The organism is Mucilaginibacter lappiensis, assembly GCF_050433765.1.
GTDB lineage: Bacteria > Bacteroidota > Bacteroidia > Sphingobacteriales > Sphingobacteriaceae > Mucilaginibacter > Mucilaginibacter lappiensis_A.
In genome coordinates this window covers 615,377-633,297 of sequence record NZ_JBNPWP010000002.1, presented here as the reverse complement: position 1 = coordinate 633,297, position 17,921 = coordinate 615,377, and the positions used below count along the sequence as shown (strand labels likewise).

Genomic DNA, 17,921 nt, shown 5'->3' with positions numbered 1-17,921 from the left:
GGGCTCGAACCCCTGGCACCTTATCTATAAAATCTTATTATTTTACAAATATTAAAGCCGGGTTTCTGTAACCATCTGTTAGGTTACTATACCAATCTGTGTACGTTACCCCGCCAGAGTTTGCCCAATCCGCAAAGTGCAGATAAGCCTTGGTTATATCTACTCCTTCAATGGGATAGCTAAAATTTGCGGGGACTGTTATTGCATAGGGTAAGCCTGTTGCAGTTAAATAGAATCTTCCGGCGGCCACTGCCGTGTCGTCATCTCCTGTTCCGAACACGGCTTTATCCGCAAGTGTAGTCGGTGGCTTACCTACCAAATGCACTTCACGCCTCGATGTACCTACGGTATTCATTATAAAAGGATTATAATCCGTTCCAAATACGCCCAACTTAGGGCCATTAACTATATTGAAACTTATGGTATAAGTTTTGGGTGCAATTACAGGCACATCGGGCAGGGTATTCCATACATTGGTTTCGCTGCGCATGTCTGAGAATAACATTACAACGGCATAAGTTTGCCCCTCTTCAAGCGTGCCGCCCGTTAAACCGGTTACACTGCCTCTTGGTATCGGAAATTCAACACCAAATGCGCTGCCAAATGTACCGCCTGTGGCTGTTAAAGTATAATACCCTATAACTTGTACAACCACATTTTGGGCATTGGTAACCACATTATATTTTTGAATCATTACCAGATCGTTCATGTCAAAATCACCTTTCTTTGGCCATTGGTCTTCAAAAGCTACGGTTGCGGCTGTTTCAGCATTATTGTTAAAAGCTTTTGAAGCATCTTTTGGATAATCGTCAAAAATGTCAGCAACGCCGTCTGAGTCTTCATCTACTATTTGCGGTATCGCTGCAACATTATTGCTATCCATTGTTGTTGCGCCGTTTAAAGCAAATAAACGTCCGGTTGTGGTAGCGCCGGTTGTCATGGTAATACTTGCCATCGCAATAATATTTCCAACAAAAGTGGTGTATGTACCAATGGTTGCTGATGAACCAATCTGCCAGAAAACATTAGTTCCTTTACCGCCGCTGCTCATTACTACTTTTGAGTAGCTGGCAGTGGTAAGTGTAGAACCTATCTTGAAAATAAAAACTGCGTTAGGATCGCCTCCATCATCTAATATAAGCTTAGCGTTTAATTGTGCTGATGAACTAAAAGTGTACACACCCGGCTTTAAGATAACAGCGCCGGTAGTTTGCCCCAGTACCAAACCCGTTAAATCGTTACCGGCAGGCGCTGTTTGCAGCGTTATGGCATTAAAAGCTGCTAACGCGCTGGCTTCGGCAGGACCGGCAAGCGATGTTACACCAGAATATATTGAACCACCCACGATGGTTGCAGGCGGAAAACCTGTTACCGCGGAACCGGGACTTACCCCAACGTTGCCGTAAACTACAGTTGGCCCGGTAGATGTTATTGTCGCGCTGCCTAAAACGGCAAAGCTTTGAGCTGCTCCCCACGATGGCGCCTCATGTGCATTAGCGTGATGAATTGAACCTGCGTAAAAAAGTACAGCGGTGAATACTATGTTTAAAAATTTCATAAAAAATGTCGGCAATGTGAAACGTTAAGAGTGCATGCAAACTTGCAGCAACTGTATTTGGTAATGGAATTACAACTTCGCCTCGCTAAATACAGCTTTGGAATTTGAAGGAGTTTAGATACTAACTCAATTAGTGTTAGTGCTTAATGCAATAGTAGAATTTTAATCAGCGCCTATAGATGCTGTGATATCGGCCATACCAACTTGCGTTTTTTGGGTAACCTTGGAGCCATCCGGGGCGGTTTTAACAATATATACCTGATTTACCTGTTTTGAAAGATAAATTTTTGACGAAAAAGCAGACAATGTTGTTGCCGAGCCCTTAGATAGTAATTTGCCGCCTGCAATAGGATCTCCATCATAAATAGCAACTAAATACATCGAGCTTTGAAAGCGACTATCGGTAATATTAACTGTAAAGATGATATTTCTTGAATTTTCCCATTTAAAGCCAGTTGGAGCCTTTATACTATTTGTGGCTACGGGAACAGGCAAATTGTGCTTTTTGTCCTTTTTGCAGGCAACCACCAAAAAAGCGGCAAACAAAGCAATTGTAAGTAGTTTTTTTTTCATTTTAAAGAACGTTAAATTAATTGGTAAGTAGTATTACGCAAGCATATTTTTAAAAGTTGTACCTAATACCTAAAGCGCTAATAAACAAGTAATTAAAATTATTAACTTCTAACATAATTCTTAACTGCGGGGGATAAAAATCTCAACTTGAGGAGAAGTACCTTTGCTGCTTCGGTCGCAGCAATTTGTATCAACTGGTACTGAACATCGAAAAGAAATAGGCGCTGCTCATTAGCCTTTGGTCTGTGCTATCACAGAACCATCCTAAACCAAAAAAGCCTCTCATTTTCATGAGAGGCTTTTGGGTAAATGATGGGGCTCGAACCCACGACCCTCGGTACCACAAACCGATGCTCTAACCAACTGAGCTACATCTACCGTTTGGAGAGTGCAAAAATAGAAATCTTACGCCGATTTGCAAACTCTTTTTAAAATTACATTCGGCTTACCTGTTTAATTTAGAACGATTTTAATTAATCACTAAATTTGTAACTATGGCTGAGCAATTAATTGAACTGAATGTGACAGGGATGCATTGTAATAATTGCGCCTTATCTATACATAAGTTACTCGAAAAAAAAGGCTTACATAATATACTGGTTGATTTTGCCAGCGAAGAGGTAAAATTTTCAACCAGCGACAACACCAAACTCCCCGAAATAAAAAAAGGCATAGAAAATTTAGGATTTAGGGTTATTGATGATATTGCGCATCACCAGCCGGCATTTTATGAAAAGGTAGAGAACAAATTTATCTTCTGCGCCTTATTTACCGCCCCGCTCCTGCTGCATATGATACTACCCTGGCACTTTTTACACCAGCCCGTGGTACAGTTGTTATTGTGCCTGCCGGTGTTTATAGTGGGTTGTTTGCATTTTGGCAAAAGTGCATGGAGTTCGGTCAGGGGTGGCGTACCCAATATGGATGTGCTGATATTTATTGGCTCAACATCGGCATTTATATATAGCCTGGTGGGTACCATTCAAAACTTAGGCGCACAATATCAGTTTTATGAAACCTGTGCCACCATTATTACCCTGGTGCTGTTAGGCAATGTGTTCGAAAAACGTTCCGTTACCCAAACCACCTCGGCGGTAAAAGATCTGATCAAGTTTCAGCAGGTAAATGCCAACCGTGTTATCAATGGTGGTGTTGAAGTGATCAGCGCCAAAGAGGTACGTCCCGGCGATACTTTACTGGTTAACCAGGGCGACAAGATCCCGGTGGACGGTGAAATACTCTCGGGCAATGCCTCGGTTGACGAAGCCATGCTTACCGGCGAAAGTTTGCCGGTAGAAAAAGAGAAATATGATAAGGTAATCGGCGGTACTATACTGCTTAACGGTAATATTCACATGCTGGCCACCAAGGTTGGCTCCAACACTATCCTGTCGCAGATCATTGATCTGATGAAAAAAGCGCAGGCTGCCAAACCACCCATACAAAAACTGGGCGACAGGGTTGCATCCATATTTGTGCCTGCTGTGATAGGTATTGCACTACTTACTTTTGTGCTTACCTATTTTGTGGGTCATGCAGGCCTGCAACACGCGCTCATGAACGCTATCGCGGTACTGGTGATATCATGTCCCTGTGCCATGGGTTTAGCTACCCCTACGGCAGTAATGGTTGGCCTGGGTCGTGCTGCAAAAAGTGGTATCCTGATTAAAGGCGGCGATACTATTGAAGCCGTGGCCAATACCAAATATGTGGTGTTTGATAAAACGGGCACTTTAACTACCGGTAAATTTCGCATTAATGAGATAAAGGCCGAGCCTGGGGTTGATATAGAACAAGTAAGGGGCATCATCATAGCCATTGAAGAAAGATCAAACCACCCGATAGCCAAATCATTAGTATCCGGCTTAAAAAAACTACCTAAACAAAAGGTGATACTAAAAGTAGCCAGGGAAGAAAAAGGGTTAGGTATGCGTGCCGAAGATGTGGAGGGCAATAATTATTTCCTGGGAACCGCCAAGCTCAATAAGAATGATCATTTTAACTTATCGCTGTATAAAAACCAAAAATTGTTGGCCCAAATAGCTATTGACGATGAGATAAAACCCGAAACCGCCTCCCTGATTGCTGAGCTTAAAAAAATGGGGATAGTACCTGTGCTTTTAAGCGGTGATAAAAAAGACCGCTGTTTAAATGTTGCCGGCCAGATAGGGATTAAAGAAGTACATGCCGAAAAACTACCCGACGAAAAGCTAAAGGTTATTGATATTTACAAACAAAAAGGTAAAACCATAATGATAGGCGATGGCATAAACGATGCCCCTGCCCTAACCAAAGCCGATGTTGGCGTTTCCATGAATGATGCCAGCCAGGTAGCCATACAATCGGCCAGTGTGGTGTTGCTGAATACCGATCTGCATTCGGTTATCAAATTTTTGCAGATCAGCAAACACACGCTACTTACCATCAAACAAAATCTTTTCTGGGCATTTGCCTACAATATCATAGCTATACCTGTTGCAGCATTAGGCTTTTTAAACCCAATGATAGGCGCTTTTACCATGGCTTTTTCCGATGTGGTGGTTATTGGCAATTCGTTGAGACTAAAGGTTAAGAGAATAAGCCCCCCCGCCCCCTAAAGGGGGAGTTTTCGATTAGCATATTAAATTCGTGCTCCCCCTTTAGGGGGTTGGGGGGCTTTACTATATTTGCATAATGATCGAGATTTTTACAGACGGTGCATCAAGCGGAAATCCGGGACCGGGTGGCTACGGGGTTATATTGCGTTCGGGCAAGCATTATAAGGAACTATCTGAAGGTTTCCGCAAAACTACCAACAACCGTATGGAGCTACTGGCTGTGATTAAGGGACTGGAAGCCATAAAAACCCCCAACCAGCAGGTCATGATATTTTCCGATTCCAAATATGTGATTGATGCCATTGAAAAAAGATGGGTTAATGGCTGGCTGCAAAAGGGTTTTGCCGGTAAAAAGAACAAGGATCTTTGGCTGCGTTACCTCGACATCAGCAAACAACACCAGATCAAATTTACCTGGGTACGCGGTCATAACGGTCACCCCGAAAATGAGCGTTGCGATGAGCTGGCTGTAGCGGCAGGTAAACAAAAACCATTACTGATAGATTCTGTTTTTGAGGTAGAGAACGCTAAGGCTGGGTTATTGTAATAATTATCAATCTATAAAAAGCAAAAGATTTAGTAGAGGGGCCATACTTTGACGACGCAACAGATAGCTATTCTTACCATCGTTCTTCCCGTTAGCAGATAAGCTTCGGCCGAAAGCGGGCAGAACATGATGGACTGTGTGATAGCAGGGGCATTAGCAAACCTTGCCGAAGCCGAGGATTGAGCGAACGAAGTAGCGGCAAGGTTTAGCAGCCCGTGGTTCTGGCTGGTTTGCAGGGCAAAGGCCTTGTGCGCAAAGAAGCATTTCTGCTGACTTGATCTTTGGTTACTTTGTATCAAGACAAAGTAACAGCCACAGCGGCAATTGAGCGCTCTACAATAGGCACAATTCGCTCTGTACAGCTTAGAGATTGCTTCGTGCCTCGCAATGACGTAGGGTGTATTTTGGAGCAAAACCCTTCGTTCAAAATTAAATTACCATCTACCGGCTAATTCAATAACCTGCAGGTCCTGAATTTTATCACCATCAATATTAAAACGCATCAGGGTACGCACCTTATGCCATCCCTGCTGCCCCGCGGCACCCGGATTAAGATGCAGACAGCCAATAGTTTTATCGGGCATTACTTTGAGTATATGCGAATGCCCGCAAATGAATAGCTTAGGCGAATTTAAATAGATCTCCTTCTTTACCGCCGGGCTATATTTACCCGGATAACCGCCGATATGGGTCATCCAAACATCAACCCCTTCACAATTAAAACGCAAGTGCTCGGGGTAAACCTGCCTGATATCTTTACCGTCGATATTTCCATACACGCCTTTTAATGGTTTAAAGGCCGCCAGCTTATCGGCCAGTTCAAGAGTACCGAAATCTCCGGCGTGCCAGATCTCATCACAATTATCAAAATGCTTAAAAACGGCGTCGTCAAGGTAGCTGTGGGTGTCGGATATAAGGCCTATGCGGGTCATGGGAGCAAATATAGACACAAGAGGTAAGAGTCGAGAATCAAGAGAATAGAAAAATTGTCATGCTGAACATAGTGAAGCATCTATTATACGATAAGCAAGAGGGCGAATAGATCCTTCGTTCCCTGCCAATGACGTACTTGTTTTTAGTTCCCCTCTTGAGAGGGGTGCGTAGGAATCGCTATACGTGCGATAAAAAGGACACACCCCTCCCCCTCTCAAGAGGGGAATCGCACAACCTTCCGCTTCTTATGTCATTTAACCATTTAGACACCGCTGGTTTGATACCTCAGGATGATAAGTGAAGTTAGATAAATTAAAAAATCGTCAAAAACCCTTTCAATATTTCCTGGTATTGCTTGCTGTAAACCTTTGGCGCATCATAGATCACAAATCGCTCTTCTTCAGCTTGCTGAGCATCAAAACCAAAAGCCAATATTTCTCGATGCGGTGCATCCGCTTTAAAAGAATGTAGTGTAATAATTTTTTGTGAATAGAGCCTATACTGCAAGGCCAGCTGCTTTACTGGTACAGCAGTTTCTGGAGGCAGTATCAGCCAGCAAACGCCGTTATTGGTAAGATGAGCAGATACATTCTGAATTAGCTTATCAAAAAAGCGCTCGTCGGTATGTTTGGCTAAAGTTTTCTTTGCCCCGGGCGATTGCAAAGAATTGATATAAAATGGAGGATTGGAAACAACAAGGTCAAATTTCCTATCGGGATAAGTATCAAAAAAACCTTCAAAACCCGATGGATATAAAGTAAGTCTTTCGGCAAAGGGAGAGTTTTTAAAATTGCTGTCGGCTGTTATGGCCGCGGTTTGATCAATCTCTACCGCATCTATTCGGGCATCAGGAAAGCGTTGGGCAAGCATCAGGGCAATTACGCCTGTTCCTGTACCTATATCTAAAATGCTTAAAGGGTCTTTAACATTCGTCAATGCACCGAGCAAAACGCCATCAGTATTGATCTTCATGGCGCAGCCGGTTTGGTCAACGCTGAATTGTTTAAAGCGAAACATCGAAGCTAAATTATAATTAAATATTTACTTTTAGCTTTATTAACCGCCGTTGTTGGTGTTCCCGCCGTTGTTGGTGTTGTCACCATAGGTTCGGAAGAAATAAAAAGAAAGCTTGGGCCTAGTGCGATTCCTTCCTTGGGGAAGGGGGAGGTAGGGGTTTATTGAACATTACAGGTTTAATCGCACGTATAAACCCCTCCCTGCCATTTCACAATCCACGGCACCCCTCCCAAGGGAGGGAATATATACTGCAATTACAATCTTCCGAACACCTATGGTGTTGTCACCAACAACTCTTAAAATTACTTTTCGTAAAGTTCCAGCGGCAATCCATCCGGATCGGCAAAAAAGGTAAAGCGTTTGCCGGTTAGTTCATCAATGCGGATAGGTTCAATAATTATCCCGTCCTCCTTAATGTGAGATACCGCTTCATCAATATCATCAACCTCAAAAGCCAAATGACGCAGCCCTGCAGCTTCGGGGTGCGATGGCCGCACAGGCGGCTCAGGAAATGAAAAAAGCTCGATCTGGTATTGGTCGCCCACTTCCAGATCAAGCTTGTATGATTGTCGTTCTTCGCGATAAACTTCCTGTACTATTTTTAAACCCAATACCTCACTATAAAAATGTTTCGACTTTTCATAGTCCGAACAAATGATAGCTACATGGTGTATCCGGTTTAGTTTCAGCATTATTCGCCTAAAATAGTATGTAATACATTGCTGTGAACCATTTTCAGATCGGTAACATGACCAAATGGCTCTTCGTCAATGTTAAGGAAACCATTGTTAACGGTACCAAGTAAACTAAATTCAGTTTCGCTGGTAGCCATAAATTCAATAAAGCGTTCCTGCTCTTCGGGAGCTACGGTTACCACTACCCTGCCCTGTGCTTCACCAAAAAGGAAAGCATCCTTGCGAATAGCGCCATCTGTTTCAATATCAAAACCCAGTCCGTTTGGCATGGCCGACTCTAACAGGTTGATATATAAACCACCGTCGGCCACGTCATGTGCAGATTCTATCACCCGGTGTTTGATCAATTCTTTTACCGTTTGCTGCATATCATACTCCTTATTCATGTCAAAATAAGGTGCAGGTGCTTTTAAAATTTTATGCCATGAAGCCAGGTATTGCGATGATGCGATGTCATTTATCGATTCGCCTATCAGGTATATCAGGTCGCCGGGCTGTTTAAAGTCGGCGGTCATGATGTTGCCTGTATCTTCCATAATGCCCAGCATGCCAATAGTTGGCGTAGGGAAAACAGATCCACCATCTGCCGACTGGTTATAGAAGCTCACGTTACCACCGGTTACCGGGGTTTCAAACTTACGGCAGGCATTACCCATACCTTTTATAGCGCTCACAAACTGCCAGTAAACCTCAGGATTGTAAGGATTACCAAAGTTTAGGCAGTTGGTTATGGCAACAGGCTCGCCACCGGCACAGGTAATATTACGTGCAGCCTCAGCCACCGCGATCTCCGTACCTTTTAGCGGATCGGCATATACATAGCGCGAGTTACAATCGGTAGTTAACACAATAGCCTTATCGGTATCTTTAACGGCAACAACAGCGGCATCACAGGCCAGGTTAGCAGTCATGGTTTGTACACCAACCATACTGTCGTACTGATCGGTTACCCAACGTTTCGACGCGATGTTTGGGTGCGATGCCAAATGTTCGGCAACTTCAACCAGGTTAGCCGGTTCAGGCACATCATCAATGTTAAATTTCTGATTTTCGGCATAATAAGCAGGCTCGCGGTATTCGCGTTCGTAAACCGGGGCACCGCCGCCTAATACAAGGTCGTCTGCGGGTACATCTGCTACTTTTTCGCCATGCATATAATATTCTAAACGCTGGGTATCAGTCACTTCGCCTATAATGGCACAGTTCAGATCCCATTTATCAAAAACAGCCTCCACTTCTTTTTCACGACCTTTGTGTACCACAATAAGCATACGCTCCTGTGATTCTGACAACAGGATCTCGTATGGTTTCATGTTAGCCTGGCGGGTTGGCACCAAATCCAGGTCAATACGCATACCATGCTCACCTTTGGCGCTCATTTCGGAATTGGAGCAAATGATACCGGCAGCGCCCATATCCTGCATACCTACCACGGCGCCGGTTTTTATAACTTCTAATGTAGCCTCTAACAGCAGTTTTTCCTGGAATGGATCACCTACCTGTACGGCCGGTAAATCGTTAACAGAATCGGCAGTGATATCTTTTGATGCGAAAGCCGCGCCATGGATACCATCCTTACCGGTTGCCGAACCTACTATGTAAACAGGGTTGCCCACGCCGTATGATGTTGCCGAAACGGTTTCGCCCGCTTTTACAATACCTGCCGACATGGCGTTAACCAACGGGTTCACATTATAGCAATCGTCAAAAAACAACTCGCCGCCTACAGTTGGGATACCAAAGGCATTACCGTAATGGCTTATACCTTTAACTACACCCTTAACCAGCCACTGGGTTTTCTCTAGTTTAAGATCGCCAAAGCGCAGGGAGTTTAGCTGGGCAATGGGCCTTGCACCCATGGTAAATATATCGCGGTTAATACCGCCCACACCAGTGGCAGCACCCTGGTAAGGCTCTAATGCCGATGGGTGGTTATGTGATTCGATCTTAAAAGCACAGCCAATGCCATCGCCAAGGTCAACAAGACCGGCATTTTCTTCACCAGCTTTAGCCAGCATCCGCGGACTATCTTTTGGTAAAGTTTTTAGCCATGTAATGGAATTTTTGTAGGAACAGTGCTCGCTCCACATTACCGCGAAAATAGAAAGCTCGGTAAAATTGGGCACTCGCCCTAATATCTCTTTAATACGTTCAAATTCTTCGGGTAATAAGCCTAAATCTTTGGCGGTTTCAACGGTGGTTAATTCCTGGTGCTCCAATGTACTATTGTTTTATTTGAAAGGATGCGCAAAATTAAGAAAAAAGGGCGAAAGGAGAAAGGTAAAAGGCGAAAGGTTTTGGGAGGGGTGCGACTGGATGCGAGATGGCAGGGAAGGGTTTATACTGGTGATGAAATAAACAACTTATCGCATTTACATAACTAAGCGGTGCAATTTTTAACTTTTTAATTTTTATTTAACATTGGGCGTTGCCTGCGGCCGGGCTCTATGCTCATACTGCACAGGCATTAACCACCAGGCCGGTATCCGCGACGATCACTAACGCAAAAAACGGATGTGTGTTTCCTAATCTGAATCCCCAAAACCTTTTAGAAATTAGCATTTAGAGTTTTTTAAATTTTAGCATTTGTTTCCACAAGGTATTATAATAAAAAGGGCAAACGAAAATTATTCGCCTGCCCAAGTGGCCGCTTAACGATGCATACTTTCCCCCTATCGTTTTGCGGACCAACCTTTTTATCTCCTATTGTTCAGATAATTGAAAATTAATAGGAATAGTATATTTAACCCGTACCGGCTGACCATTTTGAATACCTGGTTTCCAGGCTTTAGCCAGTTTCAGCACCCGCAATGCTTCTTCATCAAATCCATATCCAGCCCCCTTCTCCACTAATATATTTGATAAATGACCGTCCTTTTCAATAACAAAGCTTAAGAAAACCTTGCCCGAAACACCCTGATCCTGGGCAATTCCCGGAAACCTCAAATTTTTCTGTAAAAATTTGGCCCATGCAGCGGCACCGCCAACCGGCTCGGGCATTACATCTAATGTACCAGGAGAATGAACGGTTTCATCAGGCGCAGTACCAGTACCAGCCCCACCTCCACCATCGGGTTTACTATCTAAAACATTGCCGGCACCAGGAGCTCCGGGACTATCTACAGGACCTATTGTACTATTTTGTAATTCAGTAATAGTGGGCGGGTCAACGGGAGGATCTGTTGAAACTACCACCGGAATTTTAAACGCGGTTGTATGTACCGGTGCCGCAGGTTTAACAGGAGCGGCTGGTTTTACCGGATCGGGCTTTTTAAGCTCGGCCTTTACCGGAGGCTGTAAAAGCTTCGGGTTTAGCTCTATGGTGATCATTCTTTCTGCCGGTTTAGGCTTGGGCTTAAATATAATACTGGTTGCCACTAAAATGGCGACACCGGTAAAGGCCATAGCCATGGCTTTCGTCATGTTGCGGCCATAGTGTTGCCTCAGGTCATAAGCACCATATTCTTTGTTACGATGATCGAATACAAGGTCGAGCCACTCGGCGTTGTACAAATTTAATTTGGCAAAATTCATAGTTAATAAAATTTAGTTTCATTAATAACGATTTTACATATGTAATATTTTATAAATGGTGAAATTATTTGTAAATAAATTTCACCAGATTTTCATCATTTACACACAATTCATCCAAATTCACTTTTAATAAAAAAAATAGCTCAAAACATAAAATTTCAATTACTTTAAAGCAATAAAAGCAATTTTAAATGTAGTTAAACTAAATATTTATCATACAAACACACAAAAAGTTAAAATATTTATAAAAAACATGCATTTATTTTAATTTTTTAGTACTTTTAGACATGGTTAACAGGCTTTACCAATTTACTGCCTTAATTTTTCTTCTTTTTACGGGCTTTTCAGCATCCGCAAGAGGAGGATTGTACCATATTGAGCAAAAAGACGGCAAAAAAACCTCTTTAAAAACCGCTAATCCAAATTCACATCCTTATAATTACGAGTATAGCATTAATAGTGTACCCTTTCCCGTAATTAATGTACAACAACACCGGGGAGCACACTCTTTGCAAGGTTTTTTTTATAGCCCCTGCTTTTATTCCATCGGAATTAAATATGTGACCTTCATTTGCGGTCGTGGCACAAGTCAGTTGTCGCGCTTCCGCAAACTCATCCTTTTTCCGTTTCACGCTTTTTGGTAGTAGAAAAACAATTTCATCCGGATGCTCTGATTAAGCAACTGGATTTTATTGTTTTTTAAAAAATTTAGTTTTAATACTGGCCTGGCATTTTGATTGGGTGCCCGGCTAACTATTAATTTTTAATACTGCCTGGCATTTTGATTGGGTACCAGGCAGTATTAATAAACTTTATTAACTATTCCCTAAAACCCGAAACATGAAAAAATTCATACCCTTTGGCGTACTTATAATTGTAATTGTACTTGCCCTTATCTTCCCCTCGGTTGAACTTACAACCGTTAAAGACAGTAAAATTGATAGCGGTGATACTGCCTGGCTATTAGTAAGTACTGCACTTGTACTGATCATGACCCCAGGACTTGCCTTTTTTTATGGCGGTATGGTTAGTAAAAAAAATGTACTCTCTACCATGCTGCAAAGCTTTGTATGTATGGGCGTTATTACCGTAATATGGGTTATTTTTGGATTTAGCCTTGCCTTTGGCGATACCATTGGTGGTTTTATTGGCGATCCACGTACTTTCTTTATGATGAAAGGAACACTGGGCAACGCCACCTGGAAACTTGCGCCAACCATACCATTGGTATTATTTGCCATGTTCCAGTTAAAGTTTGCCGTAATTACTCCGGCACTTATCACAGGCGCATTTGCAGAACGTATCCGTTTTAACTCATACGTTATATTCCTTTGCCTGTTCATGATATGTATATACGCCCCTCTTGCGCACTCAACCTGGCACCCTGATGGTTTCCTTTTCCAAAAAGGCGTACTTGATTTTGCCGGCGGTACCGTTGTGCACATGTCTGCAGGCTGGGCAGCACTTGCTTCGGCATTATATTTAAAACAACGTAATGATAAAACGCACACCCCTGCCCGTCTTAGCTATGTACTATTAGGTACAGGTTTATTATGGTTTGGCTGGTTCGGCTTTAATGCTGGTTCGGCTTTAGGTTCAGGCACATTGGCTGCTACCGCTTTGGCTACCACTACTACCGCTTCGGCAGCTGCTGCAATGGCCTGGATGTTCTTTGATATATTACGTGGCAAAAAACCAAGTGTTATGGGTGCCTGTATAGGCGCTGTTGTTGGCCTTGTAGCCATTACACCGGCAGCTGGCTTTGTAACTGTGCCACACTCCTTAATAATTGGTATTGTTGCAGCTGTAGTAAGCAACCTGGTTGTAATCTGGAGAACAACAACCACCATTGATGATACACTTGATGTATTCCCTTGCCATGGTGTAGGTGGTATGGTTGGTATGTTATTAACCGGCGTATTTGCCCATCAAAATGTAAACGGAGGCAACACTACCGGTAACGGTTTATACTATGGCGAAACTCATTTGTTTTTTCTGCACCTGATAACCTTAGTAGGCGTTTCAGCCTTCGCATTTTTTGGCTCATTGTTATTGTTAAAGATCACTGATATGATTAGCACACTACGTGTAACACCTGAACAAGAACTTGCCGGACTTGACTCAAGCCAGCACGATGAAGGACTTTAATTATTGCTCAATAAATCAAACCAAATAACTAAAAAAAACTAAAGCTGCATTTTTAAAAAATGCAGCTTTTTTTACCGTTGATTTTAGTGATTGGTATGATTTCGTAGGTTTTTGTCCGAACCTTGATTTTGTCTGAACCATGATTCATTGGATTAAAGGATTATCATGATTCCTGACCGTTGATTAGGATGATTTGTTTGATTGCGCTGATTTTGTCTGAACCTTGATTTATGGGATTAAGGGATTATCATGATTCTTGACTAAATTGTTTGTCCTCTTTCACGCAACACCCAACACGACTCATAACTCCAGACTTATGACTCACGACTTATGACTCACGACTCAACTACCACTCCTTGGTTGATATTTTATTGATTTTCTTTTCCTCCTTTGGTAAGGCAGATGTTTTAAGCATATATGCTTTTAAAACACCTCCGGCCTGCCTGCTGTTAAGCAATATTCTGCCGAGGTATTCATCAAAATCAGTTTTATCTACCTTCCCTTGTGCACGCTCCATTGGTATGCTGATACCCGGAACAGGCTCATAAACATTGTACCGGTTACGCTGGTATGGGATATATACAAAATCGGTAAACCAGTAACGGTATTTTGAATCCTTAACCTCTATCCTCATGGTATAATTTATGGCACCGTCTTCGTGGGTGGCAATAAATCCTTTTTTTGATACCAGGAAACTCCCCTTGCCTGTTAATACCCCCTGTGCCTTATCGGTAGTTAACGCGGTTAGCTTACCCTTTGGATAGGCTGTTTTTATAAAGTACAAACCTCTTTTGTACAAGGTATCAGCACTTACACCTGGCTGACTAACTGTTTGATAATAAATATATTTATCGTTTTCATCAAACGACAAGGAATCCTTTTGTGCAGCCGCAGTTTGGGCCAACAGGATACAAACAAAGGCGATAAGTATATTTTTCATCAGCATGTATTGTTATATTAGTTACGAAGCCGGCCTTAAATCATTTCGGTGTTATCAAGCCACTCCCGGGATATTTTCCCGCTATAAAGATAAAAGCCGCTCCGGTTAATCGGAGCGGCTTTTATAAAAAGATATTATTTTATTTTTTTAGAACGCATATACCGCGGCTAAAACAAACTGTGAAGCGTTTTTAGACGGATCACCTGAGTGATTGGTAAATGCCTCTGCCGATCCATTATCAAACCTAACCTCTGGGATCAGTGACAGCGGACCTGCTTTGATATTAGCCGTAAACGTTACTGCGGTTACATGCTCGCCTGCTGCAGGGCCGGCCAAAACAAAATCACCGGTTTTGGTTTTAAAATATTCACCCCTTAATCCCAGGGTTACATCTTTGGATACCGCTATCTGTGGGTATAAGGCCACGCCTGTAAAACCGCCGGTTACGCCATTGGTGGCTTTGTAATCAGCCGCGTTTAAACCCAGTTTAAAGGCATCGGTGATCTGGTAGGCGGTGGTCAGGTCAAACTCGGTACCTGCTGTACCACCGGTGATCACGTTCAGGTAAGCGGTCCAGCCTTTTACCGGTACCACCATCAGTTGTGCACCAAAGTTGTTTACACTGTTGGCTGATTTATAGGCATTCCACTGGTCATTAAATATCCCGGCCATTAAGCTCACCTTGTCCGAGAAAGCATAAGTGGCTTTAAAGCCTGCATTCTGGAACGGACCATTGGTGAACATGTACGAGGTGGAATAGTTAAAGTTACCTACCGGGCTGATCACTTCATAACCGATAAAGGTTGACATGTAACCACCGGTCAGTACAAGCTTATCGGTCACATCGTATGACATGTATAAGTTCTGGATGTGGAACGAATCGCCATTGTCGCCTGCATTGGGGATAGACTGCCCCTGTCCTCTCGGACCAAAAGACAGTTCGCCTACAAATGCTGCTTTACCTACTTTTTTCTTTAGTCCCAGGTCTATCATACCTATGGATATAGAGTTATGGTCTGAGGCAAAGCTGGTGGGGATATTGCCTTTCTTGTTGGCAAAATCATATTTATAATACGCATCTACCGAACCGGTGATCACCAGTGGCGGATCAGGTGCTGCTGTTTTTGTAGTGTCCTGAGCCTTAACTGTAAAGGCCGCAATAGAAAATAAACATAAGAGTAAACTTACTTTTTTCATGATAACGATTTAATTGTTAAAATTTAGTTTGTTAATTGTTTTGGTTCTTACTTATAAGATACTGTAACACAGACACATGAATACATGTCCGATCTTTTATTGTCGGCATAAAAAATCCCTGTGCAGCTGGCTATGCCATTGCAAAAAAGCCACTAACCAGCTACACAAGGTATTACAGATCCTTTTTTTTCAAGATCTTGGTTCTTATATATTCCTAAGCCTCAGAAGGTGATTTTACACCTTTATCGAAAAGACCACTTAAGCTGATCTCTTCTTCCTGAGCCGGATAAACTTCAATACCATGGTCAAATACATCAATACCACCTAAGCCGGCTTCTCCATGTTCTTCAATTCTCAGTCTCCAAGGATTAGGTAATTTATTGATGATGTACATCATAGCAAAGCTTACTATAAATACAGCAGCCGTAATAGCAAAGCTACCTATAGCCTGTGCCTTAAGTACACCAAAACCACCACCATAAAATAAGCCGGTAACCGGAGCTGAATTGTCGGCACCTGTTGGACCAGTGGCCCCAAATTGACCAGATGCAAATAAACCTAATGATAAAGTACCCCAGATACCGTTTAAACCGTGAACAGAAACTGCACCAACCGGATCGTCGATACGGAACCACTCAATGATATAAACACCGGCAAATATGATGATACCGGCAACTCCACCTAACAGGATTGAACCCAGCGGACTTACCCAGTAACATGGGCAGGTAATTGCAACCAACCCGGCAAGAAAGCCGTTTATAGTAAAGGCCAAATCGAATTTACCTTTTGTTGGGCCCCACCAAAGCGCAGCAAGCATAGCAGCAAAACCACCGGCACAAGCAGCAAGTGTAGTATTAGCGGCAACACGGCCAATACCCTGCATATCCATTGCGGATAAGGTACTGCCCGGGTTAAAACCATACCAGCCAAACCATAATATAAAACCACCCACGGCAGCTACTAATAAGTTATGACCAGCAGGCAATCCGCCTTTTTCTTTATCATCACGGGCAAATATGCGCCCCAAACGTGGGCCTAACACCATTGCCCCAGCCAGTGAAGCAACACCACCAATGGTATGCACCACAGTTGAACCGGCAAAATCACGGAAAGGCTGCGCGCTTATTGATTGGAAGATCCCTGAAGTTCCCATGGTAGCCAGGAAACCATCCGGCCCCCAGGCCCAGTGACCAATTATTGGGTAGATAAAACCTGTAATACCTATACTGTATAAAATATCGCCACGGAAACTGGTACGACCTATCATTGCACCAGAAACAATGGTTGAGCAGGTATCAGCAAATGCGTACTGGAATATCCAGTGAGCCAAAAGCGGAATACCTGTTGCGCCATAAGTAGCAGGGGTGTTTTGTAAAAAGAACCAGTTAGTGATGGTTTTTCCATCGGCTCCAAGTCCGCCCCAGCCAATAAAGCCATTGCCATTACCAAACATAAAGGCATAACCTATGGCATAAAATAATAACCCGCAAAGGCATGTATCAAAAATACATTCCATTAAAACGTTTACAGTTTCTCTTTTGCGGGCAAAGCCAGCTTCAAGCATAACAAAACCTGCCTGCATACCAAATACCAAAAAGGCAGCTACCAGGGTCCACACCGTGTTTACGGTATTGATCAGTGCCGTTTCATGAGCGGTATAAGTGTCGGCAGCATGGGCAGAAGTACCCAAAATACCGGGTAAACTTATCATAGCCCCAAGTACCAGCAATAAACCAATCATCTTTCCTGTTAAAATGGTAGCTCCCAGCGCCCATTTTTCACGTGACAGTTGTCGGACTGCACTCAGGAGGTTGTGTTTTGTAGAACTTACTTTCATTTGTTTTTTAATTTAGTTTGATTGTTTTTTAAAAGTTTAATTTAGTTTGATTGTTGTATATATAAATTTAGTTTGATTGCAACGCAAAAAATCAACAAAAACCTCCGCAAAACCACAAATACTTAATTTAAGATTACAATTTTTATGTTTTTTGTAAAAAATATAATATTTGCGGCGTTTCTGTAAATTATTTTCTGAAATTATGTAGTTATTTTAACAATAACAAATTTTTAACAAAAAAATAACAACAAAAAGTACACTATTTACGAAAATCGTAAATCAAAAGTCAAAAACGTATCCAATTTTGATGATTTTAAAATTCGTATTACACATAAATTGAAATAA

General features: G+C 42.6%; 14 protein-coding genes and 1 tRNA gene. 3 read left to right on the top strand and 12 right to left on the bottom strand.

Annotated elements, in window-relative coordinates; translation table 11 throughout:
* Positions 1 to 37 precede the first annotated feature (37 nt).
* From M2273_RS08090 to M2273_RS08080, 3 genes are all read right to left on the bottom strand, one after another.
* Entirely contained in the window at positions 38 to 1,558 is a 1,521-nt protein-coding gene (locus M2273_RS08090; RefSeq protein ID WP_429395184.1) for an LruC domain-containing protein, read from the bottom strand.
* Positions 1,559 to 1,720: 162 nt separating this feature from the next.
* Entirely contained in the window at positions 1,721 to 2,131 is a 411-nt protein-coding gene (locus M2273_RS08085) for a hypothetical protein (RefSeq protein WP_429395182.1), read from the bottom strand.
* Between the two features lie 304 nt (positions 2,132 to 2,435).
* Positions 2,436 to 2,509, bottom strand: a tRNA-His gene (locus M2273_RS08080).
* Positions 2,510 to 2,625: 116 nt separating this feature from the next.
* Between M2273_RS08080 and M2273_RS08075 the strand changes: the two genes are divergently transcribed.
* Both M2273_RS08075 and rnhA read left to right on the top strand, forming a co-directional pair.
* The gene (locus M2273_RS08075) at positions 2,626 to 4,728 is read left to right on the top strand and encodes a heavy metal translocating P-type ATPase (protein ID WP_429395180.1); all 2,103 of its coding nucleotides are present in this window, start codon (positions 2,626 to 2,628) and stop codon (positions 4,726 to 4,728) included.
* Positions 4,729 to 4,804: 76 nt separating this feature from the next.
* The gene (gene rnhA, locus M2273_RS08070; RefSeq protein WP_429395178.1) at positions 4,805 to 5,275 is read left to right on the top strand and encodes a ribonuclease HI; all 471 of its coding nucleotides are present in this window, start codon (positions 4,805 to 4,807) and stop codon (positions 5,273 to 5,275) included.
* Positions 5,276 to 5,304: 29 nt separating this feature from the next.
* Here rnhA and M2273_RS08065 read toward each other — a convergent pair whose 3' ends face one another.
* The 6 genes from M2273_RS08065 to M2273_RS08040 form a co-directional block, all read right to left on the bottom strand.
* Positions 5,305 to 5,574, bottom strand: a complete 270-nt coding sequence (locus M2273_RS08065; protein ID WP_429395176.1) for a hypothetical protein — start codon at positions 5,572 to 5,574, stop codon at positions 5,305 to 5,307.
* Between the two features lie 135 nt (positions 5,575 to 5,709).
* On the bottom strand, positions 5,710 to 6,207 hold the full coding sequence (locus M2273_RS08060) for a metallophosphoesterase family protein (protein WP_429395173.1): 498 nt from the start codon (positions 6,205 to 6,207) through the stop codon (positions 5,710 to 5,712).
* A gap of 313 nt (positions 6,208 to 6,520) precedes the next feature.
* Positions 6,521 to 7,225 (bottom strand): tRNA1(Val) (adenine(37)-N6)-methyltransferase, encoded by a 705-nt coding sequence (locus M2273_RS08055; RefSeq protein WP_429395171.1) that lies wholly within the window; start codon positions 7,223 to 7,225, stop codon positions 6,521 to 6,523.
* Between the two features lie 302 nt (positions 7,226 to 7,527).
* Entirely contained in the window at positions 7,528 to 7,917 is a 390-nt protein-coding gene (gene gloA2, locus M2273_RS08050; protein ID WP_429395168.1) for an SMU1112c/YaeR family gloxylase I-like metalloprotein, read from the bottom strand.
* Entirely contained in the window at positions 7,917 to 10,139 is a 2,223-nt protein-coding gene (gene purL, locus M2273_RS08045; RefSeq protein ID WP_429395167.1) for a phosphoribosylformylglycinamidine synthase subunit PurL, read from the bottom strand. The genes gloA2 and purL overlap by 1 nt, the downstream gene beginning before the upstream one ends.
* A gap of 484 nt (positions 10,140 to 10,623) precedes the next feature.
* The gene (locus tag M2273_RS08040) at positions 10,624 to 11,454 is read right to left on the bottom strand and encodes an energy transducer TonB (protein WP_429395165.1); all 831 of its coding nucleotides are present in this window, start codon (positions 11,452 to 11,454) and stop codon (positions 10,624 to 10,626) included.
* A gap of 840 nt (positions 11,455 to 12,294) precedes the next feature.
* On the opposite strand from M2273_RS08040, the gene M2273_RS08035 reads away from it, so the two are divergent.
* Positions 12,295 to 13,602 (top strand): ammonium transporter, encoded by a 1,308-nt coding sequence (locus M2273_RS08035; RefSeq protein WP_429395162.1) that lies wholly within the window; start codon positions 12,295 to 12,297, stop codon positions 13,600 to 13,602.
* Between the two features lie 346 nt (positions 13,603 to 13,948).
* Here the strand turns inward: M2273_RS08035 and M2273_RS08030 are convergent, their stop codons facing one another.
* From M2273_RS08030 to M2273_RS08020, 3 genes are all read right to left on the bottom strand, one after another.
* Positions 13,949 to 14,542, bottom strand: a complete 594-nt coding sequence (locus M2273_RS08030; protein ID WP_429395160.1) for a DUF4468 domain-containing protein — start codon at positions 14,540 to 14,542, stop codon at positions 13,949 to 13,951.
* A gap of 147 nt (positions 14,543 to 14,689) precedes the next feature.
* Positions 14,690 to 15,739 carry an outer membrane beta-barrel protein gene (locus tag M2273_RS08025; protein WP_429395157.1) on the bottom strand — a complete coding sequence of 350 codons (1,050 nt, stop codon included), beginning with the start codon at positions 15,737 to 15,739 and terminating at the stop codon, positions 14,690 to 14,692.
* 214 nt (positions 15,740 to 15,953) lie between these two features.
* Positions 15,954 to 17,576, bottom strand: a complete 1,623-nt coding sequence (locus M2273_RS08020; RefSeq protein WP_429395154.1) for an ammonium transporter — start codon at positions 17,574 to 17,576, stop codon at positions 15,954 to 15,956.
* Positions 17,577 to 17,921 lie beyond the last annotated feature (345 nt).

Excerpts from the sequence above, each read along its gene's own strand:
- M2273_RS08090 (WP_429395184.1), bottom strand. The coding sequence starts at position 1,558 with ATGAAATTTTTAAACATAGTATTCACCGCTGTACTTTTTTACGCAGGT.
- M2273_RS08085 (WP_429395182.1), bottom strand. The coding sequence starts at position 2,131 with ATGAAAAAAAAACTACTTACAATTGCTTTGTTTGCCGCTTTTTTGGTG.
- M2273_RS08075 (WP_429395180.1), top strand. The coding sequence starts at position 2,626 with ATGGCTGAGCAATTAATTGAACTGAATGTGACAGGGATGCATTGTAAT.
- rnhA (WP_429395178.1), top strand. The coding sequence starts at position 4,805 with ATGATCGAGATTTTTACAGACGGTGCATCAAGCGGAAATCCGGGACCG.
- M2273_RS08060 (WP_429395173.1), bottom strand. The coding sequence starts at position 6,207 with ATGACCCGCATAGGCCTTATATCCGACACCCACAGCTACCTTGACGAC.
- M2273_RS08055 (WP_429395171.1), bottom strand. The coding sequence starts at position 7,225 with ATGTTTCGCTTTAAACAATTCAGCGTTGACCAAACCGGCTGCGCCATG.
- gloA2 (WP_429395168.1), bottom strand. The coding sequence starts at position 7,917 with ATGCTGAAACTAAACCGGATACACCATGTAGCTATCATTTGTTCGGAC.
- M2273_RS08040 (WP_429395165.1), bottom strand. The coding sequence starts at position 11,454 with ATGAATTTTGCCAAATTAAATTTGTACAACGCCGAGTGGCTCGACCTT.
- M2273_RS08035 (WP_429395162.1), top strand. The coding sequence starts at position 12,295 with ATGAAAAAATTCATACCCTTTGGCGTACTTATAATTGTAATTGTACTT.
- M2273_RS08030 (WP_429395160.1), bottom strand. The coding sequence starts at position 14,542 with ATGAAAAATATACTTATCGCCTTTGTTTGTATCCTGTTGGCCCAAACT.
- M2273_RS08025 (WP_429395157.1), bottom strand. The coding sequence starts at position 15,739 with ATGAAAAAAGTAAGTTTACTCTTATGTTTATTTTCTATTGCGGCCTTT.
- M2273_RS08020 (WP_429395154.1), bottom strand. The coding sequence starts at position 17,576 with ATGAAAGTAAGTTCTACAAAACACAACCTCCTGAGTGCAGTCCGACAA.